The following is a 26416-nucleotide window of genomic DNA, read 5'->3' as shown; positions in this document are numbered from 1 at the left end:
CCCAGGTGTAAGAGAGCATCGATTTCAGACATGGTATCGATGGGAGGACACCTACACCTCTGGAGATTGGGCTTTGGGCAATCCAGCTCTAGCCATAGCACGCGGAGCTTGCGGCACCTCAGCTTACATGCCTTCCGCTGACCACCGCTTTCCATAACAGGCTCTTTTCCTCTCCATCTTTCGATTTCAGGTGATTAGGTGCTCCAAGAACCTCCCTCTAAGTTTTTCCCGGTTGCACTGGGGATCTCATCAAGCGCGACACGGCGCGCACATAACGTGTCATCAGACGCAAAGGAGCGGGCACCAACGACACAAGAATGGAAACGTGGACATGACGCTGTCGATTTTTGGGGAATTCCTCTGCTGATGGGAGAACCTTTTTCTTGGCCAGTTGCTGAGAAATCGCCTGAAGAGGCCAAAAGAGGAGCAATGCAATCGCGAGGATACTTACCCGAAAATCGACAGCGTCATGTCCACATTTACGCCAATGGCGAGTTCAGTCCTTAGCCCACCGCTTTCTTCATAAGCGCAATGATTTTCGCCTCTACTTCAGCATTCAGTTCCTTCAGCGCGAAGTAGACCGGCCACAGGGAGCCTTCGTCGAGGTTCGCGCTATCGTTGAAGCCGATCGTCGCGTACCTGGTTTTGAACTTTTGCGCGGGTTGGAAGAAGCAGACGAGTTTGCCGTCCTTAGCATACCCAGGCATCCCATACCAGGTTTTCGGCGAGAGGACTGGCGCGCTCGCTTTGATGATCTCATGGAACCGCGTGGCCATAGCGCGATCCGGTTCCGACATCTCGGCGATCTTCGCGAGCACGTCGCTTTCCCCTTCCTCCCTGTTCTTGGTAGCGCGCTCTTCCGCCTTCCGCTCTTTAGCACGCTCCTTCATCGCGTCTCGTTCCTCGTCTGAGAATCCCTTGGACTTCTTGTTGATCGATTCGGCGCTCTTGGCGGATTCCTGTGTAACTTTCTTTTCAGACTGGCTCATAAAAATCTCCTCACCTTTACTTAGGTTAAAACCTCACCGCAGTTCGACTGCGGACTTATGCTATTCTCGTCATGTGTCGCCTCATGTGGCAATGAAGCCACGGGCGGGATTTCTTCACGTATGCTCTCTCAGATTGAGTGCCCTGGAGGCATCGGCCCGTTTCTACTCAAGAGCCTTGCTGGCTCTTCCATCTTTTCCGTATTGGCTCACCGGTATCAGAGTATATCGTTGAAAACGCGCTTTCTACAGTCAACTCGAATAAAATGTAATGATCCTGTGGCTGGTACCCATATGTAGTAGCAAGCTCCCGCATGGCGGGACTATCAGTGAAAAGAGCATGTCCTACCAGCCAAAACTCTCCTTCGCCCCCATCATTGCTACTTACCCAACAATGCAACGAATAGCCAGAACCACGTTGTAAATCATGCCCTTTCGGAGAGGTTGGCTCCATAAACAAGAAAAGATGCCCCTCGCCTATAATTGGCGTCACAGGATGAACTCGGGGCATTCCGTCAGCACGAACGGTTGCCAGATAGGATGGACCACTTTTCAATCGAGCTTCGCCAAAGGCAGAGAGTTCTGGTTCAGCGAGCGCAAAATCTTGCCAGCACTGTTTCATATGTTCTCCTGATGTTTCTGCTTCACTTAGAGTCAATCGGCGCGACGCCTCGTCTGATCCAGTTTCGCGCCGATGTGCCCGGCGGCACGCGTTTGAGCAGTTCTGACCTGCTCCCTGTCTGGTGGGAGCGGCTGCCGGCTCCCACGGTTGGTCACCGCGATCATGGCAATGAGGATCGCGCAGCGCGATCGCGGAGGCGACTAGGATTGAACCACCAGCCACCGGTTGCCATCGGGATCACGGAGGTCAAACCACTTGACGCCAGACCCCGGGCCATACAGGTCATCCTTCACTTCGTTGACCTTGACGTCCTTTGCTTTGAGTTCGTTGTACGCCGCTTCAATATTTGAAGTCGAGAGATAGAGATTCATCGTACCAGGTTTCATGTGCTCATGCATCGTCGACAGCGTCAAAGAGGCACCTCCTCCTGGGAGCGAAAGCGAGACCCAGTGGTAATCGCCTTGTCCGTAGTCTTGGGTGACAGACCAGCCCAATTGCTCCGCGTAGAACGCTTTGGCCTTCGCCATATCGGTGACTGCCATCATCACCATCAGGATTTTTTCATCAGCCATTGTCATAAACAACCTTTCAATTGTTGTAAAACAGTGATTTCCTAACTTGAATTGAGCATACATGCTCAAGCATCATTCTTCTTGCTCTCGCTCGTTTCAAGTGAGAGCAGCGTCAGACCAAGACGGACAATCTGTAGGAGCACTCCATGCAGCGCGGCCTGATCGGGCAACGTCCCCGAGAGCCGCGTTGTCCCGGTCTCCTGCTGTTCGATGCAGAGCCCGCCAAAGCGGTCTTGCCAGGACGGGTCCAGGTGTCCTTGGATCCGTATCGTGTAGAACATCTGCCTCCTCCGCATTCTGCGCGTTTCACGGCCTTCGCGCCGTGCTCGGAAAAGCGAACCAGTAAGATCACCAGGATCGCCTCCCCGCGTCTTCACAAAGAATAGCAGAACGCGAGGCATTCCACAGTCGCCAAAAGGATGCCAAAGGGATTAGTTGCCTGAGGAGAAAGACCACCTGTTGGGAGGAATCTCGTTAGAGCAGGGAGCGAGCCCGCGCCAGGGCAACCGCCTGGGTTCGGCTGGTGGCTCCCAGTTTACCGAGCAGATTGCTGACGTGCTTTTTGACGGTGGGGAGCTCGATCACCAGGGTCCGGGCGATGTCCTGATTCGAGGCTCCTGTGCCCAGCAGGCGCAAGACATCCTGCTCACGCTGCGTAAGGGAAACACCCGGCGCGGATGGACTAACGGACTCCTGCTGGGCTGAGGAGGGTCCAGGCGCGAGCGCGGGTGTCGCCACCAGAGATCTGTTTGCGCCAGGCTGCTCCTGGGCGATCGCGGCCAGCAGCTGTGAGATGTAGGCCATCGTAGAAGCGGCCAGATCGTGCTGATGGGAATGTGGGAAAAGGAACGCCTCAAGTGCCTGGCGCATCGGTTCGCCTTCATCCAGGTACACGCGCAGGTAGCCCTCTGGTTCGGTCAAGGCAAACAGGCGCGCCGCGACCTCGTGGGCTTGCTCGTTCTGGCCTGCATGGTGCAGCGCCACCATGTACTGGGCCAGATATGTGAAGGTGATCCTGCTGTTGGCCGAACGACCTAGATTCCCGCTAAAGCGCTCCAGCAGCTCCAGCGCCTCTGTCCAACGAAGCTCTGCAAAATACACCCGCATCACGACCGGGAACGCGTCATACAAGCTGGCTTCCCATGCCGCTTCCGGAAAGATGAGGCCCGTTGTCCAGGCGGATGCCTCTCTCACCTGCCCCTGTGCCAGCCACCAACGCGCTCGTATCACCGGCAGCCAGCGCCAATTGCCGCCATATCCTCGATGTTCTTCTAACAGCTCAAACTCGTGCAGCGACAGCTCTACCGCAGACAGGTCTCCACTTGCCAGTTCGACCTTCATCAAGGCTATGTATCCCATCGTGAGCAAATCACTCTGCTGCCAGGTGGCGGCATCCTGAATGATCGTTTGCAGCCTGCCCCGCGCCTCTTCCAACCGATTCCACTGATACAACACCTCGACCTGCGCGGTCTGAAAGTAGCCTTTGAGCAGGGCATAGCCTGCCATCTGCTCGATCAGCTCGAGGGCAGCCAAACTCTCCTGATAGGCCAGGCGTAGCTGCCCTGCCTCCACGGCTGCCAATGCCAACCATTGCCTCACTCTGGCGTTCGCAAAGAGGCTTCCCGACAGGCTTACCTGCTCTTTGGCAGAGAGCAGTTGCGGCACCAGCCTCGCTCCCTCTCCCCAGACCCTATAGTGGAGGATGAAGTTGAAAGCAAGCGGGAGGATGTGCCAGATAACCTCCTCGTCCTGGTCAAGCTCCTGCATCTCCTGATGAAGGGCGTTCAAGCGCTCAAAGTCTAAGGCTGCTATCGCCTCATGCCCGCCCATGCCCGCACGTAACAGGCGTAAACGCCGGTAAAGCCTGGCTTCCTCGGGGAGAGAGACGGTGCCAGCGCCGGTGCCTGTGGTAGCAGTCAGGTGGGCGGTTCCAGCCACGGATCGCTGCAAGATGCTCTCGACCCGCGCCATGATCTGCCGCACCTGCTGATGGACCCTGGCCCGCTGCACCTCGGTCGTTTGCCCGACAGTGTGGAGCAGGTAGAGAGCGATCGTGAGCAGCAGGGGAGTGTGCTCACGCACTGTCTGCTCAGGCAGCGCCAACACCCAGCGCGCCATCGTCGCTGCTTCCCCACGGAGCCAGAACTGCTCGACGGTCTGCTCCATCAGCCGCGCTGCCGTGGAGAAGTCAGCTCCGGCAAGCGCATGGGTAATGGCCTCGGCCCACTGCTCCTGTGCCTCATAAAAGCGGGCAACCCGGTGGTGCAAGACCGGCTCCAACTCTGGTTGAGTGGTGTGCAACGTTGCCAGCAGAGCTTCGCGAAAGAGATCATGCAGCCGATAGGTGCGCCGCTCCTCATCAAGCGGCACCAGGAAGAGGTTCGCTCGCTCCAGCAACACGAGCATGTGCTGACTGGCCGCCTTCGTCGGTGCTGCGGTGACGGCCTGGCACACAGCAGCGTCCAGGCGCGAGAGGATGGCGATATGGAGTAAAAAATCGCGCGTATCGGGGGACAGACGTGCCAGGATGTCCTCCTGCACGTAGTCCAGCAGATACCGCTGGCTACCGGTCAATGTCTCAATGTATGCTGTGCGATCCTCACGCTTCTGCATAGTGAGCGCGACCAGGTGTAGACCAGCGATCCAGCCTTCCGTCCGGCTCACCAGCAGCTGCAACTCTTCTTCCGAGAGCGGCGGGGAGAGCATCTTGTGCAAAAACTGACTCGCTTCGCCCTCCTGGAAGCGCAGTTCGTCTGCACGAATCTCGGTCAACTGCCCGTGGGCTCGTAGACGCGCAAGGGGCAGGTCTGGGTCCACGCGGCTGGAGAGGATCAGATGCAGATGAGCGGGCAGATGCTCCAGTAAGAAGGCCATACCCTGGTGAATGACCGACTCTTCGATCACCTGATAATCGTCCACAATGAGGACGATGGGAGCAGGATGCGGCGGCTCTCTTTCCAGCTCATGGAGAAGCACGGTAAGACAGGAGGAGAGCGGCGGTGGCTGGGGCGATTGCAACTGTGCCACCACGTTTTCCCCAACGTTCGCTGGAAGATCAGGGCAGCGGCGCAGGGCCGCGATCAGCGCGACCCAGAAGCGTGTCGGGCTGTTGTCCAGTTCGGAAAGCTCCAGCCAGGCCACCTGCATCTTTTGCCGGTGCGCCCACACCGAGAGCAGCGTGGTTTTGCCCCAGCCCGCTGAGGCTGAGAGCAAGGTCAGCGGTGTCGAAAGCGCCTCATCGAGGGCGGTCAGCAAGCGTTCGCGCTCCACCAGGGCGTTCGGCAGTCGCGGCGGAGCAAGTCGGCTGGAGAGCAGCATCATCCCCTGCTCGGTCGTGGTCGCGGGCTGCTGCGTGTGCAAGAGCGTCTGTGCCGTCTCCTCTAGCCGCGAGAGCCTGAGGGTCTCCGTCCGTCCGAGATAGCGCTTGCGGGTGCGGCCCTCTTTGGTCTGGTAGGCATACCAATACGCTCCCCACGTGGCCTCTGCTCCTGGTAGACATTGAGAGAGCCTCTTGCGCCATGGAAGGCAAAGGAGGACACCCCGTGGAGCCAGGTCAGCCAGGCGGCTTCCTCCGCTGGTTGAAAACGTTGCTCAAACTGGCCCTGGGCGTACAACTCATAGAAGCGCTGCTCTTTAGACCAGATCAGGGCGTGAAGAGGTGCTCTGGACATCGAACCTTCCTTGTGTCTGCATTGTTCCCAACGACCCTTCCATTCCTCCCAACACCAGGAAGTATACCAAAGAGGAGGCTCACCGGCAAGGAGCATCTCTCTCGGCGTGGCGACCCGATCTGCCCACTTCTCTGACACCGCGAGACGATCCGTTGACGAGCCAATAATGCGTTGACCTTGATACCAGAAGTATACGAAAGATCAACAACGGCTGCAACTGTCCGCAACCCTTTACTTTCCTCTTCTGATCTTATTTCCACCCCATCTTGCCACGCCTTGTTGAAAATGCAAGAAAACTGGCAGAAAATTTGCTGAAAAAGCTCTTACCCGGAGATGAATGGGAACGCAGTCCAATGGCGTCATTAGTCTACGTTCCCATTCATCACTGAACTTAACTGAACTTACAAAATGCTTACATTTTCATGTGCTTTTCTTGATGACGCAGAGATACGCTATGACTAATAGTAGTGGATACATTTATAACAAGGATTTATAAATCAGATGCCAGAAACTATCAGAGACAGTGCCCTCGATAAAACCAGATAGCCCAGTGTCTTGATCGTCGATGATGAGCCTCAGGTTAAAGACCTTCTCCAGATGTGTTTCTCCTATGAAGGATTTCAGGTATTTCTCGCCACAAATGGGCCTGATGCAACCCAGGTTGCGCAGGAGCAGCAGCCCGATGTGGTTATTTTAGACCTTATGCTGCCAGGCTATGACGGGCTGGAGGTCACGCGCCGGCTACGTCGCAGCCGCGACCTGCCGATCATTATGCTTACGGCCAGGGACGAGATAGACGATCGTGTAACCGGGCTAGATACAGGGGCCGACGATTATCTCACCAAACCATTTGCCTTTCGCGAACTCATGGCAAGAACGCGCGCAGTGCTCCGGAGGCGCGGCAACAATATCGCCGATATTCTGACTTTTCAAGGTATCACCCTGAACCGGGGAACGCACCAGGTAACATTTCATGATCAGCCCATCGATTTAACGCCGCGTGAATTTGATCTTCTCGAATTTTTTCTGATGAACCCCAGGCAGGCGCTTTCTCGCGATATGATCATGTCACGCGTCTGGTGGTAATGCGTATGAGAAGTGAGGAGCAAATACCCGAAAAACGCTCTAACGTGCTCAATACCTACGTAACAGAGATAACCATCTTCACGAGGAGTGCTGAACAATCCGATTCTTTGGACCTTCCTTGCGGAGTGGGGAATAGTGCCCTGTCCGGTGACGGTGATGCAGTTCAGGGTCATAAAGGGTCAGTGGAGGAGGTTCCGCGCCAGGCGAAAGCTTGTTGAGGAGTTCGTAATCCTTCTTGAGGAGCGCAAAGATCAGTGTAATTAAGCGGCCAATGATATGGCCCAAAGCCTTCCCTTTTCCTTTGTAGGCTTGCATCCTCTCATCATAGAAACAGAGTCGAGGAACCAAACGCTTGTAGAGCTTTGCCCATTCGGTGTCCATCTGGATCGCTTTCCAGGCCACAAGGAACATCACTTTCTTCATCTCACGTGATCCCGCCCTTGTGAGGCGAGTGCGATCAAAAGACACACCTGTTTGCGTTCTGATTGGTGCCCAGCCAAAATAGGATTTGAGATGAGCTGCATCTTCAAAATTGCCAATAGAGCCGATAGTCGCGATGATCGACGCTGCAAAGAGCGGACCAATGGGAGGGATGGAGGTCAGAATCTGACCCTCGCGACTTTTCTCAACGATCTGGCCGATTTTCTCTTCAAGTTGCTCCAGATGGTTTTGAAGGAGTCGAAGTTCTTGAATCAACAAGGTTTGTTCGACAATCAGGCTGTCTTGTCGGGCGGTGTCTTTCGTTCCAATACTCTGCCTGGCGAGCTGCTGGATCTGTACGAACTGGGCTTCGGAGGGATGATTTCTCCTTCGCACTGTTCGAAGTTCTACTGAAGTCGCGGCAGCTATAGCGCTTGGCGTAGGAAAATGCTCACGCAGATCTAAGGCAAGAGCAGCATTCGGGTCTTTAAAGACTTGGGTGAATTCGGGAAAAAGTTCGTCACAAATGGCTGTCAGCTTGTTTTTCCGCTGAGTGGCTTCGTTCACCAGTTCATAGCGGTGGCGCACCAATCCTTTGAGTTGGGCTGCGGCCTCAGAGGGAGGAAGTGCCCGACGAATTGCCTGAAGCGTGTTGGCAACCTGTGCACCGAGTTCAAGTTGGGTGTAGAGCTGGTTTGCTAACCCTAACGCATCGCGTTTATCGGTTTTGACCATGCCCTCCTGACGGCGTTGAATATGGATAACAAAAACCGGAAGATCCAGCTCTAACAAATACTGGAGGAGCGATTGATGATAATGGCCCGTTTGTTCCATGAGAATGAAACACTGCTCAAGAGGACAATAGGCTTGGATACGCTCTACAAAAGCCCGGAACCCTTCTCGCGATTGCTCAAAGGTGAAGGCAGGACAATGATCAAAATGTTTATGGCGTTCTAAAAGTGTTTTCGAGAGGAAGCCAGCAACATGCTTGAATTTGCCGATATCAATACCAATGTAAAGGGCCTCATTCGAGAGAGTGGGCTGGCCCTGGACTTCGCGTCTCTGTTTGCTGCTGGTCATTGTCATATCTCCTGGTGGGTAGAGAGGCAAAGACCCGTGGACGTGGCCTGCCCAGTTACATACGAAAAGTTGTACTGGCCTTCAAATGCGTATGAAGGATTTCGCGCACGCCCCCCAATTACCACCGAAAGGTTGTGCCTCAAAATGACCTGAAGGTTCTCCGAGTCCTCTTCTGAGGGGAGCTACTCCTCAGTGCCTCTCCATTTGCAAGAGTACCTGAAATATGGAAAACAATCAACAAACAGGTAGCGATAGCTTATCATCAAATATTGTATGAAATGACCTACCAAGTGAGCAGGGTTGGCCCTCAAATGTAAGCATTTGCCCTGAATGTTGAGCAGCACAACCATTGACAGCCGGGAAAACGCTCCAGAAGCGGTTCATTGCACTCAACGTGTGTAAATTCACGGCGAACAGGAGCACAAACCTGAGAGCGCCCCGCATCAAACGGTGAGATGCGAAAGAATGTCCGCACATCGAAGTATTATTCCGTGCGGGTCCATGCTCAACTGGTTATTCGCCACCATGCTCCACGCATTACGCACACATTGTGCCAATCCCCATCCGCGTATGCGCGCTCGCTCCATTCCCAGTTCCTCGCTTAGTTGAGCGACGCGCCGGGCGAGCATCTGCTCCAGGTTGGGTACCTCAAGGAGGCGAGGCATAGGGTTATAGAACGAGGCTCCCACCTCATACCCAGGATCACCAACTACACCTTTCGGATCAATAGCCAGCCACGTATCACCCGAACGCAAGACATTATGGTGATGGAGATCGCCGTGCAGCAGCATGGTCTGAGGAACTGAGGCGCTTAATATCGCGAAGAGGTCCATCGCCTCGTCGACCAGGCGCGGCGGAAACGGACCATAGCCGCCAGCGTAATGTGCGCGGAGCTGCGTCAAGCCTTGTCCCAATTGCTCGACCGTCGGAAAGGTGTGCTCTGTAGGTGCCGGTCTCCAAAGTTGACGCATGATCCCGGCCAGAATGGATGTAGCTCGCTCATCCTGCTCCGGCACCAGTGACTCAAGCATGGTTCCCGGTTGCAAACGCTCCAACAGCATCACCTTTTGTTCCTCGTCATACTCCAGGAGACGAGCGATGCCTCGTCCATTGAAAAGACGTAGCGCGGCCAGCCCATGTTCAAATTCATCGGAAAACTCGCACGTCTTCAGAATAACTGGTGTGCCATCCGCACGTACAGCCGGTGCCACATAGTGAAGCGAGAGATTTTCAAACGGGGGCAAGATCGTGAGTTGCCAGCGCTCCGCGCATTCCTCTAAAAAAGAGGGGAGCCGTTGCAACCAGGCATTGGCCGCCTCTGTTCCGTAAACATCGCGCATAAATTGGAGAAAATCTTCGGGCAAAGCAGACATCAAAAGGACTCCTGTATCTGGTGCATCATATGCATCCGACTGAGAAGATCAGGAACCTTTTTGTCGGGGAGAGCTATGATGATCCGTTTTTTGAAGCTATGGTACTGCTTCTCTTCATGTGGGTCAAGGGTGGTTTCTTTTGACACTGCTAGATACTTACCAGGATCAAGATGGGATTTACAGGTTTGGCGCAAAATGCGACTTCGAGCTGAACTCCCGAATTTACAAAAACGATGCGCAACGCTCCGCTTCTGGAGCGTTTTCCCGGCTGTCAATGGTTGTGTTGCTCAACATTCAGGGCAAATGCTTACATTTGAGGGCCAACCCTGCTCACTTGGTAGGTCATTTACCATGAGCGCGTTGGGCATCATCGTCTCGTTTATTGCGGAACAGGCTCTTGTGACCAACTAGGTCAATGTTCTGCATAATGAGGCTCAGGTAGCACTCAAGGGCGTTACCAAAGACCTTCACCAACCGCAACAACGTCCCTTTGGGCTGGGCATTAATTTTCTCCCTTCGGCTGCTCCAGACCCTGGCTTTGACGATACAGCCAGGTCCCTGCTCCACGCGTTGACCAGTCCAGGTACGAGTGCGGTGATTCTCACGACCACCGGGACGCCGTTGATCACAAATGCCTCCTCATCATTCGATGCTCCTGGTATAAACATCGCCTCTAACCAGGTGCAACAAATCATCAAGAGCAATGTGCCTTATCTTCTGGCCAAAGACAATCTGGGACAGCATCAGCTTGTCGTATTTATTCCGCTGATCAAAAATTTCCACACAACGGCCATTTTACAGGTCAGCACGCCGACCGCACCTATCGACGATTTTCTCACAACGTTCCACCTGATCTTGTTTCTGGGCATTATGTGTACATTCGGTATAGCCATTGCACTCATATTTCCGCTCGTAAGCATTGCCCTGCGTCCGCTGGTTGAGATCGAACGTACCAGCCGGCAGATCGCACAGGATGAGCTTTCGATACGCATCGATCAGCCACCGACCGATGACGAGATCGGACGATTAGCGCGTTCATTCAATGCCATGGTTGCTCGCCTGGAGACAGCTTTCCAGAAACAAAAACGCTTTGTCAGCGATGCCTCGCATGAACTACGCACGCCACTGACCGTGTTAAACGGAAATCTGGAGATGTTATTGTTAGGAGTGGATCGGGGAGATCGTGAAATCACACGTCACCTGGCCCGCGGAATGTTTGCCGAGGTGCGGCGTATGCACCGCATGGTTGAAGATTTGTTAGCCCTGACTCGTCTGGATGAAGGAAGATTGGTGCTGCGCAAAGATACAGTCACTGTGGATACCTTACTCCACACAGTCTGCGAACAGGCAATCTATCTCGCGCATGGACAAGAAATTCGCTGCCTGATTGAGCCAGGTCTCCCCGCGATCTGCGCAGATCGCGATCGGCTTCAGCAAATTCTGCTGAATCTGGTCGATAATGCGCTCAAATATACTCCTTTAGAGGGTCAGATAGAGCTACACGTTCTGAAAGAATCTCAGCGTACGGTAGCTCTCACCATCAACGATACCGGCCAGGGCATTTCGCCTGAAGCCCTGCCACATGTCTTCGACCGCTTCTACCGGGCTGATCCCTCACGTAGCCGCTCCTCCGTCTACTCAGGTGGGAGCGGTCTGGGCCTTGCTATTGCCAAAGAGTTGGTGGAGGCCCAGCACGGAACCATTGAGATCAGCAGTACACTGGGCAAAGGCACGAGTGTTACTCTCCGCTTTCCCGCTCTTGTACAATTGGAGCGCTTGAAACGTCACGAATGGCCGGAGATGAAACGGTAGATTGCCGAAACCGGGTGATTCGCCATGTGTATAGTCCAGTCCAGTTCTGTTCGCTGAGGTATTTCCAACCACCATCAGCCAGGATAATCACGATCTTTCCCTGTTTCATGCGTTCCGCTACACGTAAGGCTACATCCAGAACCGCGCCGCTGGAAGGACCAGCGAAAATGCCTTCTTGTTTGCGCAATTGCAGAGTGCGCAACCATGCCTGCTGGCTCGTAATCAGCATTTTGTCATCGAGCAGCGATTGATCAAGCACTGGAGAGATAAAACCATCTGCGAGACTGCGTAAGCCCTGAATGCTTTCGCCCTGCATCGGCTCGGCAGCGACCACGCGGATGGCGGGGCTGTGCTCTTTCAAACGTTGCCCCATTCCGGTGAGAGTGCCTCCTGAGCCAAGGCCCGAGACCAGCACGCTGACATCAGGCAAGTCACGCAGACTCTCTGCGCCAGTCGTTTCATAATGGGCGGCGGCATTCGCCAGATTGCCATATTGAAAAAGCATCACATAACGCTTCTCTTGATGAACCAGTTCCTGAGCGAGCCGGATCGCGCCATTGCTGCCTGCCGCTCCTGGTGAAAGAATAATATCGGCTCCGTAAAGCTCAAGCATTCTGCACTTCTCTTGAGTGCCTTTTTCGGAGACGACAGCAGTAAACTGATAACCTTTCATGCCAGCTACCAGAGCCAGGGCCACGCCCGTATTCCCGCTGGTCGGCTCCAACAAGATTGAATCGGTGTGCAGCAGCCCCTGTGCCTCCGCCTGTTCGATCATCTTTCTGGCAATTCGATCCTTAATGCTGCCAGAGGGATTGACGCCTTCCATTTTTGCGAAAATCTGTACTCCAGAACGCGGGCTGAAGCTTTTGAGTTCAATCAGAGGCGTATTTCCAATGGTTTCCAGGATATTATGATAATACATAATGTACTCCTTTTTAGGGCATCAAATCGCTTCGACCTCACCCCTGAAAGAAGACAGGGCTTTGGCAGTACGAAGTACTTCATTGACCATAGCGCGTACATCTGTTTCGGTGGTCATATAATTGACAAAGCACGCTCGCAGAGTCTCTTTCCCGGCGAAATGGGTGCTGGTAAAGAAAGCTTTGCCGCGCTCCTGGATTGTATGAGCCAGAGTTTTGTTCAGCCGATCCAGCAGGCGCGGCTGATCAAGCAGCGTGTCTGGCGCGTAGCGAAAACGCACAATGCTCAAAGGGCCATCGGCGAGAAGCTCCAGGGCGGGTTCTTCTTCGATCAGTTGCGCGAAGAGTCGAGCCATGCCGATATTACTGGCGATAGCGTTGGTCAGCCCGCTGCGTCCAGCCGTGCGCACAACAGCCCAGACATCCAGGGCGCGAAAGCGGCGCGTGCGCTGGAGGGTATATTCTGACATCCAGGCTTCATGCTTATCGGGCTCGGTATGATTCAGGCGAAACGTATCGTGCAGCGCTGCACCGTTACGGACCAGGGCACATCCGCAATCAATGGGCACCGAGAGCCATTTGTGCTGGTCGGTCGCGAGTGAATCCACGCGTTCCAGCCCCTTGTAGAGCGGCGCGACCTTCTTATCCAGTACGCCAAAGGCTCCATAAGAGCCATCGACATGCAGCCAGAGACCTTCCTCAGCACAGAGGTTAACCAGCTTCGCCCAAAGGATCAATGGCTCCCGTTTCAACCGTTCCGGCGGTTGCTGCGACACAGAAAGGAGTAAAACCGGCAGCGCGATCGGCGCGGATGCGCCTGGAGAGCTGACCCACATCCATTTGCCAGGTCGAAGTGGAGGAAATGATGTGAATAGCATCGCTACCCAGACCCATGGCCTCAACGGATTTGCGCACGCTGAAATGGCCCTGGTCCGATTGATAGAGCACAAACGGACGCTGGAGGCCCTGAATACCCTGCTTCCGCACATCCCAGCCCTGAGCCTGAGCCGCCCAATGACGCGCGGCCTGCAGACAGGTGAAATTAGCCTCTGAACCACCACTGACAAAGACGCCCGCGCTTCCTTCAATGGGAAAACCACACAGCTCCATCACCCATTGCACTGCCCGTCGCTCCAGTTCCTGGCCAGCATGCTCGCCAATACCGCAGTTGGGATTCATTGCCGCCTCCAGCGGTTTCAGCAAAATTCCTGCGTGCGCGGGAGCCGAATTAATCCACCCCGCAAATCTGGGGTGCCCATTGCCCTGAGGATAAGGCAGCAGCATTTCGCGCAGAAAAGCCAGCGTCTCCTTGAAAGGTTGACCCTGCTCTGGTAAGACCTGGCGACGAACAACCGTGCGTACATCGTCTGGCATAGCTTGCCAGATCGGGCGATTCTGGATACCAGCCAGATAGGTCGCCATTTCATCAATAATCTGATAGCCCAGATCCCGCAGTTCGGCTTCACTGAAAGAGAAACCGGGCACCTGTGCTCTTCTGGAATCTACGGTATGCTCATTATATGCTTTTGCGTCTGTTTTATTGAACAGAATAATTTATCACATTCTCCGTATTGTCAACATGCTTTATATGCTCAAGCGCCCTTTAACCAGCACACAACTCATTGCTAAACGATAAGAGCCAGAGGCCACTGTGTCATGGAGAGGTTCCTCTGAAAGAGCTGGAGAAAGAGACAAAAACACCCCCCTGTGGGTCAAGTGACCCAAGAGAACCTCATCCGCAAGCTCGTATGCTGGAAGCAGGATTAAGCGATCTGAGTAGGGGTCAGCGTCACCTGATATCCCAACCGTTCAAGCTGCCTGGTTGCCCGTCGCTCAGCATGCTTGCGATCTAATTCCGAAAAGTAGTTTGCTCCTCTTTCCTGATAGGGCTCACCAGTCGTGAGCATGTGATAGTAGATGACCAGAATGCTGTGAGCCACCGCCACGACAGCACGTTTGTTGCCACGACGAGCAGCAATCTGATGATACTGTGCCGAGAGATAGCTGTGCTTGGTTCGAGCGGCGGCATTGGCGGCTTGAACCAGCATCGCTTTGATCCAGCGATTGCCTTTGCGAATGCGTCCACTTTTGCGTTTGCCTCCACTCTCGTTATTGCCAGGACAAATGCCCACCCAGGAGGCGAGGTGAGCGGCATCCGGAAAAGGAGACACATCCGAGCCTATCTCAGCCAGGAGAACTTCGATGATTCGACGGCTACATCCAGGAATAGCATCGAGCCGCTGAATCAACGCCTCCTGAGGGCGCAAGCGCTCCTCAATCTCCCTGTCCAGGCGCGAAATTCCCCGATCATGTCGCTCGATCAGGGAGAGCAGTTCCTGCAAGAGGAGGCGGTGATGGTCCCTCAGGCGTCCACGCAGCGCTTGTGCCAGCGCGTCACGTTTGCTCATCGCACGTCCCAGAGCCAGATCTGCTAACACGGCTGGATCTTCCTCTCCGCGAAGGAGAGCCGAGAGAATCTGCTGTCCTGATTTCCCCATGATATCCGTCAACACGGACGAGAGCTTCAGATTGGTATCTTCCAGCGTTTTGTGGAGCCGATTCACCAGCCGGGTTCGCTCGGCGATCAGAGTTGTGCGCAGACGGGTCAGATCACGAAGCTCTCGTTGTTGGGGTGACGGGATAAAGCTGGGTTTGAGGAGCCCAAACTGCAAGAGTTCGGCGATCCACTCCGCATCCTTTTTATCGGTTTTGCGACCTGGAACGCGTTTGAGATGTTCGGCATTGACAATCATGACCTGCTCAAAGTGCCCTTCCATGAGGTTGAAAGGGGACTTCCAATACACCCCGGTTGACTCCATCGCGATGGCCTGGCACCGCGCTGTTTTCAGCCAGTCAACGCACGAGAGTAATTCACTCGTCATCGTCGAAAAGCGCCGCAGCTCTTTGTGTTGCTGTCCTTTCTCATCGACAGCGAGCAAACATGCCACCAGAAATTGTTTGTGGACATCAATCCCGCAACAGCTTCGATACAGGACTTCCATCAGGGTTCCTCCTTCTGATACGCTGTGGTCAATGGTTAGCGATCAGCGACCAGGAAGTACCCGGCCTGTGAGGTTAGATTCCTCTACGTGCTTCTGGAAAAGAGCGACAACTGGCGGTGCAAACGGGTACCTGGAGACAGCTTCGGGCTCACGCTCATGTTCATAACTGGGCGTCCGTTCTCACCTGGCCGCGATCTCTCCAGTATATCCTCTTTCATCCCTGGTGGTGTCCCGGCACGGGGCATGCTGCTTCGGGCAAATCCGCGCGCAGCAGACTTATGCAACAATCAATGACCGTTGCTCGCAGAGGCAGTGCCTCATCATTGAGCAAAGTTTCTACACGCCGTGGGCGAAAAGGCTAGGAGGCGAAAGCTCCCACTGCGATGCGAGCTACGGTAATGCGCTTCTCTCGGAAAGCGATATGCGTTGCAACACTGGCAATCGTTGCGGCTCCAGCCTTACGATTGCTCATTTTTGTATAAAAAGATCGTGAGTCTGGGGAGCAAACAGGCACGCGAATCCAGGTAGTCAACTCGCGGGAATCTGGCTCCTGGAGCAGGTAGTCGGCCACGCTGACTGTGCGCTGAGTAGCGGGCGCACCCACTTGCAGGATCAGCTGTGCGTCGAGGGCAAGTAGTGGAACCACTGCGTCTGTGATCGTAGTACGCGCAGAAGCAATATTTCCACCAAGAGTCGCAGCGCGCCGGATGAGAGGATTGCCCAAAGATCGGGCCATTTGCGCCAGGAGAGGGATATGTTCCTGAATAATGGATTCACTCTCCAAATAAAAAATGTCGCTAATGCTCCTATGTATATTGCCCGCTCATCCAGATAAATCTGCCTCAGTTCCATCAGCAAACGTAAGTCAAGCAGTGTATCGGGTTGGATTGCACCCCGTCGTAAATCGACAAGCAAGCGCGTCCCCCCTGCCAGTGGTTGCGTCGCAAGATCTGTCTGACTCAAAGCTTGTAGGGTTGCTTGCAAAGTAGAAGGCACAACATATGCGAAACCGGTCATCTGGTATAGACACTCCTTTCACAGACAAGAGTGCCATAGTAAGTTGAATTTGGAGTGACCATTCCTAAAAATTTGCTTAATAAACCCTGCTATTACAGATCTGAGCTTTCTCAGCAAGATTGAATGAGTTTTTTTGATGAGCCTTGACAGGAATGAAAAATAAATGTATGCTCTTTGCAAGCGTTTCCAAAAAGTTTTCAAGGAATTGCAAATGTCTGTAAGTTTGATTGAAATTGCGGCGAAAGCTGGTGTGTCGCTCGCGACAGCATCTCGTGCTCTAAATGGCAAAGGTGGTGTGAAGCCAGAGACACGCGAACGGGTCCTTGCCGTGGCGAAAGAGCTGGAATATTCGGTGAATATGGCAGCGCGTGTGCTGGCCACATCGCGTACAGAAACCATTTGTTATGCTGTGAACCAGCGCCGGGCTCCACTGGATGTCGATCCGTTTTATCCCAATATCATGCACGGTGTTGAAGCAGAGTTGAGCCGCCATGGGTACCATCTCCTGCTGAGCACTATTGGTGATGAGCATAAGAGCATCGCAACATTTAAACCAATCGCCGAAAATCGGGTGGATGGAGTGATTTTAGCGGGGCCAGATATCCCCCCCGTTTCATTTTGGAACTGAAACAGCAGGGAATCCCTCTGGTCCTCGTCGATAATATGCTCTTGAATACCTCCATTGACACGATCAATAGTGACGATGTTCAAGGGGCATACAAAGCAACAATGCACCTCATCGAGCATGGACATCGAGATATTGTCGCATTACTGGGGCCAGAGAACTGGGCCAGCTCTGCTCACCGTGGGCAAGGTTACACCAATGCTCTCGTTGCGGCAGGTCTCACCCCTCATCTCTTTCATGCTGAAGATACCACTTCAGAGACTGGTCACGCGTTGCTGAAAGAGGCTCTGAACACCATTCCCAACCTTACAGCGATCTTTGCAGTCAATGATGCCGTCGCCTTAGGAGCACTACATGCTTTGCAGCTATTACAGCGCCGTGTGCCAGAAGATGTTGCGCTTATAGGTTTTGACGATACCTATTTTAGTGCGCTTAGTACTCCTCCACTTACGACGGTGAAAGTTTTTACGCATGAGATGGGAAAGCTTGCGGCTCGCCGTCTGCTCACGGTTCTGGAAGAAGAGGAAGAAACATATCCGACTGTGCAGACACAACTCGCGACCGAACTGATACTGCGCCGTTCATGTGGATGCACTTTTCGCGGCTACTGATTTCATCGCATACGCCGATGGAAAACCTTATCGCAGCATTGTTGCATGTGAATATACTACAAGGAGGACTCAGCAGTGAAGCTGACAAAATTACTCTGGGGTTCGTTACTTCTTCTCATCGTGTGCCTTCCTTTGGCCGCTTGCGGCGAAGGAAGTACAGGCGATGCGAAAAACCTTACTTTCTGGTCAGCGGCCAATCCCCCACAGCAGGCCTTCTGGACAGAAATGGCGAAAGCGTACATGGCACAACACTCTGACATCAAAATTTCGGTCAAGGCTATTCCGGAAACCCCCACGTCAGAGGCAAGCATTCAGGCAGCGTTAGCAGGCGGTACTGCACCAACTGCTTCGGAGAATATTTTTACTGGCTTTGGAGGTCAGTTACAAAGCTCTCAAGCTATCGCACCTCTCGACCAGATGCCCGGATGGAATGATGTCATTAAGGCTCGCCACATGGATAAGACCATTGCGAGCTGGAAATTTAGTGATGGCCATACCTACATCCTGCCTATGTATACCAATGCCATGCTCTTTGGGTGGCGTATGGATATTCTCAGGCAGATCGGCTATAATGAACCGCCCCGCACCTATAGCCAGGTCATCGATATGGGTCAAAAGCTCAAGCAAAAATTTCCTGATAAATTTGTTTGGGCACGTGACGCGCTCGTAAAAGATACCTGGTACGAACGTTGGTTTGATTTCTTCAGCATCTATGATGCCGCCAGTAATGGGCAGAACTTCATCTCTGGAGGGAAGATTACCGCCAATGAGCAGGCCGCGGTCAGCTCCCTGTCCTTCTTGAGGGATCTATCTCAGAAGAAACTCCTTCTGACGCAAACACAGACCGATGCCTTTGAAACAGGTCTAAGTGTCATGGATATTATTGGTCCCTGGCGTTTTGCTACCTGGCAGCAGAAGTATCCGAATCTCAAACTCAATGACACCTACGTCTTGACGCCGCCACCAGTTCCTGATGCTATGGCAAATAGCCAGGCCATCAAAACGTTTGCCGACGCGAAAGGTCTTGCGATCTACAAGCAGGCCTCTTCTGAGCAGCAGAATGCGATCTGGGAATTTGTCAAGTGGGTTCTCTCAGACCCACAACATGATCTGCAATGGCTGCAAACAACAAGCCTTCCCTCGGCGCGCGATGATTTGAGCACAAACGCAACCTTCAAACCGTTCTTTGACAAAAATCCAGAACTTGTCAAGTACGCTGAAAATATTCCAAATGCTGTGCCGCCAATCGCTGCATCGAAGTACACGGATATACAGGTGTCACTGGGGGACCAGGCGGTCATTCCAGTGGTCAAAGGGGACGCTACTCCGCAACAGGCATGGAATAGCTGGAAAACCGCTGTTCAACCTATGTTGAACCAGTAAGAGCCTCTTTGCGATTGAAGTGATGTTCGCGTAAACAATCTACGGGTAGGCATCCAGTATCTACTGGATATCTACCCGCAGACAGAAATACCTGCTGCATATGGAACAGATATCCCCGAGAAGATAATCACTACGGGGCAAGGCAATAGCGCCAACCACACTGTTCCCTCCTGAAGCCAGGACAGGGTATCTCCCAACTTTCTTTTTGCACTCACTGGGTGCCCTTTTAACACTTAAACCTATTCAGTGTCGAAGTGAAGGAGAATTATGATGGCACATGCGCAAAGCGAACAGGGAGTAGCCATACCTTCGGTTTCATCGGCAACTACTGTTCGTACAGTCAATTCAAAAACGTCATCAACCCATCGTTCAAAGGGCAACTGGTTATATGTTATCGCCGTACCAGTACTGCTCATTATGATTTTGCCTTATGTGTATCTCCTTTTACAGTCTTTTGCTCCCTGGGACCAGGTCAATAAGACGTTTTTCCCCAACGCGCTTACCCTGCGCTCGTATCAGTGGATCTTGAGCGGAGGGGGCTATACTTCACTCCCATTAGTCAATGCCTTGCTGAATAGCTTCCTGGTGACGATCGTCGATAGTATCAGCGTTGTTGTTATCGGCGCTGTCGTTGGGTATGCGCTTTCCATCCTTGACTTTCGAGGAAAGCGTTTTATCAATAGCTTTATCCTTTTTCAAATGTTCTATCCAGCCATCATTCTTCTTGTGCCGACATTTCTTATTATACGTTTTGCGGGTCTATACAACACATACTGGGCAATGATTATTCCGAAACTGGTCAGTTTGTGGGCGATTTTTATGTATACCAGTTTCTTTCGTTCGACTCCTCTCGAAATGATTGAAGCCGCACGTCTGGACGGTGCAAGCAATTTCTCCATCATTTTTCGTATTATGATTCCTATGGCGCGCTCAATTAGCACGATCATCTTTCTGTTCGTCTTTATGGAGCGCTGGACTGAGCTCATGTGGGATATCATTGTTGTCAAAGAGCCAACCAGACAAACACTCAATGTGTTACTCAGCTCCATGTTTGGCCCTTATGGCGCGTACCCTGGACCACTCTATGCTGCCGCCGCTCTACTCACGTTCCCGATTCTTCTCTTATTCATTCTGTTTAGCCGTAACTTTGTCAAGGGTGTGCAACTGGTCCTGCGCTAAGAACAGCATCAGAGAAAGAAAGGAGCGATGACAATGAGCACAATACCCGTTACTATGAAAAAGCAAGCAGCCAAAAAGGAGCTTCAGGGGTGGTTACTAGCCAGTCCCTATCTTCTCTTTACGCTTATCTTCTTTTTCATTCCACTGCTATGGAGCCTCTTTCTGGTCTTCCAAAACTGGAACCTGATCTCGCCTACCCCAACATTTGTCGGATTGGCAAATTTTCAGGAAGCATTGACCAGTCCACGTGTCTGGCAGGCCTTTCTGGTTTCCTATAAATTCATGGCACTCTTTATCCCGCTCGTGCTGGCGGCTGCTATCGGGCTTGCGCTGATTATCCATCTTGTTCCACGTTTCAAGCCTCTCTTCGCCGTTGGCTTTTTCTTACCGTACCTGGCCTCAGGTGTCGTCACCTCGTTAGTTGTTCGCGGCTTTCTTTCCTACGACAGCCCACTGAACTCCTTTCTCCGTACGATTTTTGGCACATCCCCTGACTGGCTGGGGAATGGAACACTGGCAACGCTGGTCATCGTGCTCATGATGGTATGGAAATTTGCCGGGTACTATTCGCTCATTTTTTTATCCGGGCTTCAGGGTATCCCTGCTGAAGTCTATGAAGCGGCCTCTATTGATGGTGCCAATGCCTGGACGCGTTTCTGGCGTATGACGCTGCCCATGCTCTACCCTGCTTTCTACACAGTTATTATTCTGGCGGTTGGTTTGATGTTCTCCATCTTTACTGAACCATTTACATTGACAAATGGTGGCCCACAGATGGCAACCCAGACCTGGCAGTTAGAGATTTATTATCAGGCATTCAACCAGTTCCGCTCGGGGTATGGAGCAACGATTGCGCTGCTCAATGCAGTTGCGACCTTCATCTCCATCATACTTATCCGCCGTATTGTTGAGGCATGGGGTCATCACTATGGGTGGGACTAACCTTCTTACGGCTTTTCCTACTGGTTCTTTCTTTCATGAGAGAGTGGAGGAGCTAGAGGGAGACCTTCCTGCCAGGGCGTAACGTAGTCCTGGCAATTTTTCCCTCCCTTTCCTACCGACTGTCTCACTACCTAAGGAGCGAAGTAAAATGACAGATAAAGCGAAACGTTTCTCTCAAAATCCTCTCTTGCGGCCTGAAGATGTCAAGCCCAGTCTCGATGGAATCGTTGTCGAATGTCTCCTGAATCCGGGGGCATTTACGTTTCAGGGCAAGACCTGGTTGTTGCTGCGCGTTGCGGAGCGCCCGGAACAGACAGACGATACCGTAAGCGCATTGGTCATTGATCCTTCCACAAAAGATGGTTTGCGTATTCTTTCCAGCCAGAAAAGTGACCCTGATCTGGCGTACGGGGATGATCCACGTAGCTTTGTGTATCAGGAAAATACCTATCTTACGACGCTTTCCCACCTGCGGCTCGCTTCAAGCGATGATGGAATCCACTTTCAGGTCATGCCTACACCTACGCTCATCGGTGAGGGTGAACTGGAAACCTTTGGTATCGAAGATTGCCGCGTGGCGCAAATTGGAGGACATTACTACTTGACTTACACGGCTGTCTCAAAGTGGGGGTATGGGGTTGGCATGATAAGTACGGAGGACTGGCAGCACTTTACACGTCATGGGATGATTTTCCCTCCTAACAATAAAGATTGCGCCCTCTTCCCAGAGAAAGTTGGCGAGCGCTATTTCGCGCTACATCGCCCGACACTGGGTGGAACCGGGCTCGGAGGTAATAATATCTGGATCAGTCAATCCCCTGACCTCTTGCATTGGGGTGAGCATACGTGCCTGCTGACAACACGCTCTGGCATGTGGGATTCAGCACGAGTAGGGGCTGGGGCCGCACCAACCCGTACTGAGGCTGGTTGGCTCGAAATTTATCATGGCGCGAATGAACAGAATCGTTACTGCCTGGGTGCTGTATTGCTTGATCTTGATGATCCCACAAAAGTGATAGCGCGTTCCGAGAAACCACTTATGGAGCCGCTAGCGGAATACGAGATTAATGGCTTCTTTGGGAATGTTGTTTTCGCCAATGGTGTCATCGAAAATGGGGATACGCTGACCGTATACTACGGCGCTTCCGACCTGGTGGTCTGTGGTGCGACCTTCTCGATTAAAGAAATTCTTGACACACTTCTCTAGAAATGGGGTAATTCTAAGATGAAACCACTTGGGCTGGGTATTATTGGATATGGGGGTTTTGGTGAATTTACCGCGCAAGCTTATGCTACCATGTCTCGGGTCCGTATTGTTGCTATTACTGATGTTGCGGCCTCTCGAAGAGAAGGGGCCGCCAGGCGTTTCGATGCCAGGGCATATGCCGACATTGATCAACTCCTTGCCGATCCGGATGTTGATATTGTGACGATCGCCACGCCTCCCTGGCTACACGTTCCTCAAGCGCTGAAAGCGATTTCTGTGGGCAAACATGTTTTTCTTGAAAAGCCTCTTGCCACCACACTCACAGAGGCGGATGCCCTTGTAAGTGCAGCTAGGACCCATGGTATCCACATTCAGGTCGATTATGTCCTCCGCCATGTTCCTTTATATACTACTCTGCAGGCCCTGGTGCGAAGTAAGCTCTTGGGTGAGGTGACCTATATTCGCCTGGAGAACACTGCCTCAAACGAGGCGCTCCATCCACAGCACTGGTTTTGGGATCGCTCCCGGAGTGGTGGCATCTTCATTGAGCACGGAGTCCACTTCTTTGATCTGTGTAGCCAGCTTGTCGCGAGCAAACCTGTTCTCGTATCCGGCAATGCACGCACAACTTCCGATGGCAGGCAAGACCGGGTCATGTCGTCAGTCTCCTATGCCAGCGGCGCGCTTGCTCATTTTTATCATGCGTTTGATCGTACGGCTATCCTGGAGAAAACGGTGCTTCGCGTGGTGATGGAGCAAGGAACGGCAACGGCGTATGGCTGGATCCCGGATCGCCTGGAGATAGAGGGATCGCTTGCTTCAACTGATTACCCTGCTCTGACACATCTTCTGCAAACAGAGCTCGACATAAAGACCATGCCTGCGCCAGAAGGGATTACAGGCGCGACGGCAGGTCAACTGGTGCATGCAACGCTCACGCGGCCTGACCGCACCGCGGATTATGCAAATGCCATTCGCCAGGGCATGGCTGACCTTGTTCTATCCATTCAGGAACCAGGCTATACATCAGCAGTAACGCTGCAAGATGCATATGAGAGCTTCCGACTGGCGTTCCTTTCCCAGCAATCTATTGAGCAAGGTCATAGTATGCACTACGCTTCTCGATATGATTTCAGTCGTTCCTCTCCATCATAAGAATCGTGCCATGCGGGGACCCTGGCTTCAGACACTGTCTTTTAAGGTTCATAAGAAAGCTTCAGTTCCCTATTAGCAGGGAACTGGATTGTATTTGCACTGGAGAAGAGAGAATTTGGAGCCCAAATGGGTATATCTCATCGTAGAAGTTGCAAAAACTCCATGCGTACTTCGCCTTGCTCATGAAAAATACCCCGCATCACTGATGAGATCATCTGTCCAGGTGTTCGGATGCCACGTGTTGCCATACAGAGATGTTCCCCTTTAAGTACTACAGCCACGTTCTCTGTACGTGTAATGCGACTGACCTCATCAGCGATCTGTTGCCCTAATTGCTCCTGGAGTTGCAATTGATGGGCAAATTGATGGGCAATACGTGCGAATTTGGAGAGGCCCAACACGGTTTCGTGAGGAATATAGCCAATACAAACATCACACCAGAAGGGAAGAAGATGATGCTCACAGAGCGATGAGACTCGTATTCCAGAAACACAGACCATCTGACCAGTCGTTGTCGAAGAAAAGGTCGTCTCAGTCATACCAGGATCATACTCTATAAATTCACGCCAGGAGTCGGCCCAACGTCGAGGCGTCTCGCGGAGCCCTTCACGATCAGGATTTTCTCCAATGGCTATCAATAACTCACGACCTAACGTGAGCAGTCTCTGATAATCGACCCGTTTTGGCAGTTCTTCCATATGGGAAAGAGGTTCATTGCGACATCGATAATCACTATCTATCATAATTGTCTCTTTCTGTATTGTTCAATAGAGAGGTAATAAAAACACTATCTATACTTGATTCTTGTATGCATTGCCTCACCAGAATTGAACCAGGGAAGATCCCCATCCCAGATGAAATCTTTTCCTGGTTCTCACATACATGAGCAGCATTCCATTGCTTACCTTGCTTTTCGAGCAACCGCTCGAAACAGTCTTTGGCAGGTCGTTCTTGAAATGCTTGAAAGATTGCTATTGCAGAAATCACATATTCTGCGCGAATGTCTCTTGTGTTTATCACTCCTTACTTATGCGCCTGATTTCTACCTGACCATCACGGACTCGCACATTATAGCGAGGGGCATTGACGGTAGCTGGTCCGGTGAGTACTCGCCCATCGCGCAGACAGAAACGAGACCCATGCCAGGGGCATTCTACAATGTCTCCTTGTAGTGTCCCTTCGTCGAGAGGAGCACCTGCATGCGGGCACGTTGCAGAGATCGCATACCACTGTTCTCCCTGCCGAAGCACGAGGACTGGGACACCTGCCGCTGTCACCCGATAGAGCTTATTTTCTTCGACCTCTTGTGCTGAGAGCACCGCTTCATACTGTTCACTTCCCGCTTCCCAGGCAGTGTGGTTGATACCAGTACCTTTGACAAAGACAAGATCACCTCCCAGATAGGCTGCATACATGACGGCGGCTAACCCAATCAAGCCGAGTATCGCTGCAGGAAGGCTTTCACTTGAAGGTTGCAAGAAACGCAGTACCGAGGAAACAAGATAGAGAAGGGTTGCAGTCGCATTGAATATGGCGTGATACAGCCCCACCCGTCGTTCAGCTCCATAGGTATCACTCCAATCGGTCAATCCAGTCACAATGGCACCCAACGCTGCAAGCAGGCCGAGCAGAACGGTGACCTCCGCACTACGAGCCGCCCAGGCAAAAGCATCAGGTCCGAAGACCCAAAGCACATCAAAGACAGCTGTGAGCAGCCAGGCAGTGATAGGAATATCAGTGAGCGCTGGATGTAGAGGATGCCCCAACCAGGTCCCAGTGAGGAAGCTTTTGAGATGTCGAGGCGGAGTGCGCTGCGCCCCCACCAGAATCTGGATGAAATGCTGCAATTGCTCACTCAACCGTTCTACAAAGGGTTGTGGTGCAGGAGGGGTTTCGTCCATGATGTCTTACTCCTCTCGTGTGCCTCATAACGTCATAACAAGAAGTCAGTTAACAACCTGAATGGGTTCTTGTCTATCTCTATACCATAGATCACAAAGAAAGTCAAATAATCATTTGACTTTCTTGACTAAGCGATCGATGGCGTGATAGAGTGAGAGGAAAATGAGAGGAAAAGGGGAAGGAAGAAATGCAGCAGCCGCCAGGGGAGACTCCCTTTTTGAGCAGTACTCGCGGGAAGCTGGTCAGGCTCTTGCGTCGATCTAGTCATACCGTCGAGGAGTTAGCTGAGCAGCTTGGTCTTACGGACAACGCAATCCGTGCGCAACTCATGGTATTGGAGCGCGATGGGCTCGTCCAGCAGCAGGGACAGCGTCGGAGCCGGAGTAAGCCTGCAACGCTCTATGCTCTTACCCCAGCCGCTGAGGAGCGCTTTCCCAAAGCCTATGGTTTGGTGTTACATCAGCTTCTAGAGGCGCTCGTTGGCCATCTAACCACTGAGGAGATCGACCGATTGATGCGAACAACGGGTCGGCGTCTGGCGGCCTTGTGGCCTGCCTCACAGGGAGAGCCAGTACCTCGTCTGGAGCGAGCGCTTGCCCTGCTTGATGCTCTGGGCGGGCTGGCAGAGCTAGAACGAGGAGAGCACACATACATCATCCGTGGTTATCGCTGTCCATTGGCAGCAGCTGTGCCAGGACATCCAGAAGTATGTCGTCTTCTGGCTACAATGCTTTCAGAGGTTGTTGGTGCCTCTGTCCAGGAGCAGTGTGATGGGAGGAAGGCCGCTCCCTGTTGCTTCATCATTCATGGGATGGAATGATCAGAAGTGCGTGGCGCCTCTTTGGGGTGGA

The 26416-nt window shown here is 52.7% G+C and carries 26 protein-coding genes and 1 pseudogene; 10 read left to right on the top strand and 17 right to left on the bottom strand.

The features are described 5' to 3' along the window. Positions 1-503: 503 nt before the first annotated feature. From JMJ04_RS45290 to JMJ04_RS47830, 6 genes are all read right to left on the bottom strand, one after another. The gene (locus JMJ04_RS45290; RefSeq protein WP_201376922.1) at positions 504-989 is read right to left on the bottom strand and encodes an iron chaperone; all 486 of its coding nucleotides are present in this window, start codon (positions 987-989) and stop codon (positions 504-506) included. Positions 990-1155: 166 nt separating this feature from the next. Continuing rightward, the gene (locus JMJ04_RS45285) at positions 1156-1608 is read right to left on the bottom strand and encodes a pyridoxamine 5'-phosphate oxidase family protein (protein ID WP_201376921.1); all 453 of its coding nucleotides are present in this window, start codon (positions 1606-1608) and stop codon (positions 1156-1158) included. 200 nt (positions 1609-1808) lie between these two features. Beyond that, positions 1809-2180, bottom strand: a complete 372-nt coding sequence (locus JMJ04_RS45280; protein ID WP_236039183.1) for a VOC family protein — start codon at positions 2178-2180, stop codon at positions 1809-1811. 65 nt (positions 2181-2245) lie between these two features. After that, positions 2246-2461 (bottom strand): hypothetical protein, encoded by a 216-nt coding sequence (locus JMJ04_RS45275; protein WP_201376919.1) that lies wholly within the window; start codon positions 2459-2461, stop codon positions 2246-2248. Between the two features lie 193 nt (positions 2462-2654). Further along, on the bottom strand, positions 2655-5540 hold the full coding sequence (locus JMJ04_RS45270; protein WP_236039182.1) for a winged helix-turn-helix domain-containing protein: 2886 nt from the start codon (positions 5538-5540) through the stop codon (positions 2655-2657). Positions 5541-5560: 20 nt separating this feature from the next. Further along, on the bottom strand, positions 5561-5851 hold the full coding sequence (locus tag JMJ04_RS47830) for a hypothetical protein (RefSeq protein WP_236039181.1): 291 nt from the start codon (positions 5849-5851) through the stop codon (positions 5561-5563). A gap of 555 nt (positions 5852-6406) precedes the next feature. On the opposite strand from JMJ04_RS47830, the gene JMJ04_RS45265 reads away from it, so the two are divergent. Beyond that, entirely contained in the window at positions 6407-6937 is a 531-nt protein-coding gene (locus JMJ04_RS45265; RefSeq protein WP_268887454.1) for a response regulator transcription factor, read from the top strand. 78 nt (positions 6938-7015) lie between these two features. Here JMJ04_RS45265 and JMJ04_RS45260 read toward each other — a convergent pair whose 3' ends face one another. The 3 genes from JMJ04_RS45260 to JMJ04_RS45250 all read right to left on the bottom strand — a co-directional run bounded on the left by JMJ04_RS45260 (position 7016) and on the right by JMJ04_RS45250 (position 10377). Beyond that, complete coding sequence (locus JMJ04_RS45260; protein WP_201376917.1) at positions 7016-8437, bottom strand: IS110 family RNA-guided transposase; 1422 nt, start codon at positions 8435-8437, stop codon at positions 7016-7018. Positions 8438-8880: 443 nt separating this feature from the next. Then, positions 8881-9810, bottom strand: coding sequence for an aminoglycoside phosphotransferase family protein (locus tag JMJ04_RS45255; protein ID WP_201376916.1), 930 nt, complete (start codon positions 9808-9810; stop codon positions 8881-8883). 342 nt (positions 9811-10152) lie between these two features. After that, on the bottom strand, positions 10153-10377 hold the full coding sequence (locus JMJ04_RS45250) for a hypothetical protein (RefSeq protein WP_201376915.1): 225 nt from the start codon (positions 10375-10377) through the stop codon (positions 10153-10155). A 27-nt stretch (positions 10378-10404) separates the two neighbouring features. Here JMJ04_RS45250 and JMJ04_RS45245 point away from each other — a divergent pair, with 27 nt between their 5' ends. Continuing rightward, positions 10405-11622 (top strand): sensor histidine kinase, encoded by a 1218-nt coding sequence (locus JMJ04_RS45245; RefSeq protein WP_201376914.1) that lies wholly within the window; start codon positions 10405-10407, stop codon positions 11620-11622. Here the strand turns inward: JMJ04_RS45245 and JMJ04_RS45240 are convergent. From JMJ04_RS45240 to JMJ04_RS49405, 6 genes and pseudogenes are all read right to left on the bottom strand, one after another. Beyond that, the gene (locus tag JMJ04_RS45240) at positions 11549-12544 is read right to left on the bottom strand and encodes a PLP-dependent cysteine synthase family protein (protein ID WP_201376913.1); all 996 of its coding nucleotides are present in this window, start codon (positions 12542-12544) and stop codon (positions 11549-11551) included. The two genes, JMJ04_RS45245 and JMJ04_RS45240, sit on opposite strands and share 74 nt — an antisense overlap. A gap of 21 nt (positions 12545-12565) precedes the next feature. Beyond that, entirely contained in the window at positions 12566-13279 is a 714-nt protein-coding gene (locus JMJ04_RS45235; RefSeq protein ID WP_201376912.1) for a pyridoxal phosphate-dependent decarboxylase family protein, read from the bottom strand. After that, a complete protein-coding gene (locus tag JMJ04_RS45230) occupies positions 13254-14027 on the bottom strand; it encodes a pyridoxal phosphate-dependent decarboxylase family protein (RefSeq protein WP_201376911.1) in 774 nt (257 codons plus the stop codon). Before JMJ04_RS45230 ends, JMJ04_RS45235 begins: the two co-directional genes overlap by 26 nt. Positions 14028-14305: 278 nt before the next feature. Then, positions 14306-15544 carry an IS110 family RNA-guided transposase gene (locus tag JMJ04_RS45225; protein WP_201371172.1) on the bottom strand — a complete coding sequence of 413 codons (1239 nt, stop codon included), beginning with the start codon at positions 15542-15544 and terminating at the stop codon, positions 14306-14308. 358 nt (positions 15545-15902) lie between these two features. After that, positions 15903-16328: an FAD binding domain-containing protein gene (locus tag JMJ04_RS48385; protein ID WP_201376910.1), complete on the bottom strand. Its 426-nt coding sequence runs from the start codon at positions 16326-16328 to the stop codon at positions 15903-15905. A gap of 17 nt (positions 16329-16345) precedes the next feature. Then, a pseudogene (locus JMJ04_RS49405) lies at positions 16346-16561 on the bottom strand (FAD binding domain-containing protein); the annotation flags it as partial. A gap of 211 nt (positions 16562-16772) precedes the next feature. Between JMJ04_RS49405 and JMJ04_RS48380 the strand changes: the two are divergent. The 7 genes from JMJ04_RS48380 (at position 16773) to JMJ04_RS45185 (ending at position 23663) form a co-directional block, all read left to right on the top strand. Continuing rightward, positions 16773-17189, top strand: a complete 417-nt coding sequence (locus JMJ04_RS48380; protein ID WP_201376909.1) for a LacI family DNA-binding transcriptional regulator — start codon at positions 16773-16775, stop codon at positions 17187-17189. Positions 17190-17224: 35 nt separating this feature from the next. After that, positions 17225-17797: a substrate-binding domain-containing protein gene (locus JMJ04_RS48375; RefSeq protein ID WP_268887456.1), complete on the top strand. Its 573-nt coding sequence runs from the start codon at positions 17225-17227 to the stop codon at positions 17795-17797. Between the two features lie 81 nt (positions 17798-17878). Then, the gene (locus JMJ04_RS45205; RefSeq protein ID WP_420799609.1) at positions 17879-19180 is read left to right on the top strand and encodes an extracellular solute-binding protein; all 1302 of its coding nucleotides are present in this window, start codon (positions 17879-17881) and stop codon (positions 19178-19180) included. Between the two features lie 270 nt (positions 19181-19450). After that, complete coding sequence (locus tag JMJ04_RS45200; RefSeq protein ID WP_201376961.1) at positions 19451-20359, top strand: carbohydrate ABC transporter permease; 909 nt, start codon at positions 19451-19453, stop codon at positions 20357-20359. Positions 20360-20413: 54 nt separating this feature from the next. Beyond that, positions 20414-21301, top strand: coding sequence for a carbohydrate ABC transporter permease (locus JMJ04_RS45195; RefSeq protein ID WP_201376960.1), 888 nt, complete (start codon positions 20414-20416; stop codon positions 21299-21301). Between the two features lie 148 nt (positions 21302-21449). Beyond that, the gene (locus JMJ04_RS45190) at positions 21450-22508 is read left to right on the top strand and encodes a glycoside hydrolase family 130 protein (protein ID WP_201376906.1); all 1059 of its coding nucleotides are present in this window, start codon (positions 21450-21452) and stop codon (positions 22506-22508) included. Positions 22509-22526: 18 nt separating this feature from the next. Beyond that, positions 22527-23663: a Gfo/Idh/MocA family protein gene (locus tag JMJ04_RS45185; RefSeq protein ID WP_201376905.1), complete on the top strand. Its 1137-nt coding sequence runs from the start codon at positions 22527-22529 to the stop codon at positions 23661-23663. A 137-nt stretch (positions 23664-23800) separates the two neighbouring features. On the opposite strand, the gene folE is transcribed toward JMJ04_RS45185, so the two are convergent. Continuing rightward, a complete protein-coding gene (gene folE / locus JMJ04_RS45180; RefSeq protein WP_201376904.1) occupies positions 23801-24406 on the bottom strand; it encodes a GTP cyclohydrolase I in 606 nt (201 codons plus the stop codon). A 273-nt stretch (positions 24407-24679) separates the two neighbouring features. Further along, positions 24680-25564: a Rieske (2Fe-2S) protein gene (locus JMJ04_RS45175; protein ID WP_201376903.1), complete on the bottom strand. Its 885-nt coding sequence runs from the start codon at positions 25562-25564 to the stop codon at positions 24680-24682. A 188-nt stretch (positions 25565-25752) separates the two neighbouring features. On the opposite strand from JMJ04_RS45175, the gene JMJ04_RS45170 reads away from it, so the two are divergent. Continuing rightward, positions 25753-26385, top strand: a complete 633-nt coding sequence (locus tag JMJ04_RS45170; RefSeq protein ID WP_201376902.1) for a helix-turn-helix transcriptional regulator — start codon at positions 25753-25755, stop codon at positions 26383-26385. The last annotated feature ends 31 nt before the right edge of the window (positions 26386-26416 follow it).

Origin of the sequence: Ktedonobacter robiniae, from assembly GCF_016587375.1 — a bacterium.
Classification (GTDB): Bacteria; Chloroflexota; Ktedonobacteria; order Ktedonobacterales; family Ktedonobacteraceae; genus Ktedonobacter; species Ktedonobacter robiniae.
This window is presented reverse-complemented; position numbering and strand designations above follow the sequence as displayed.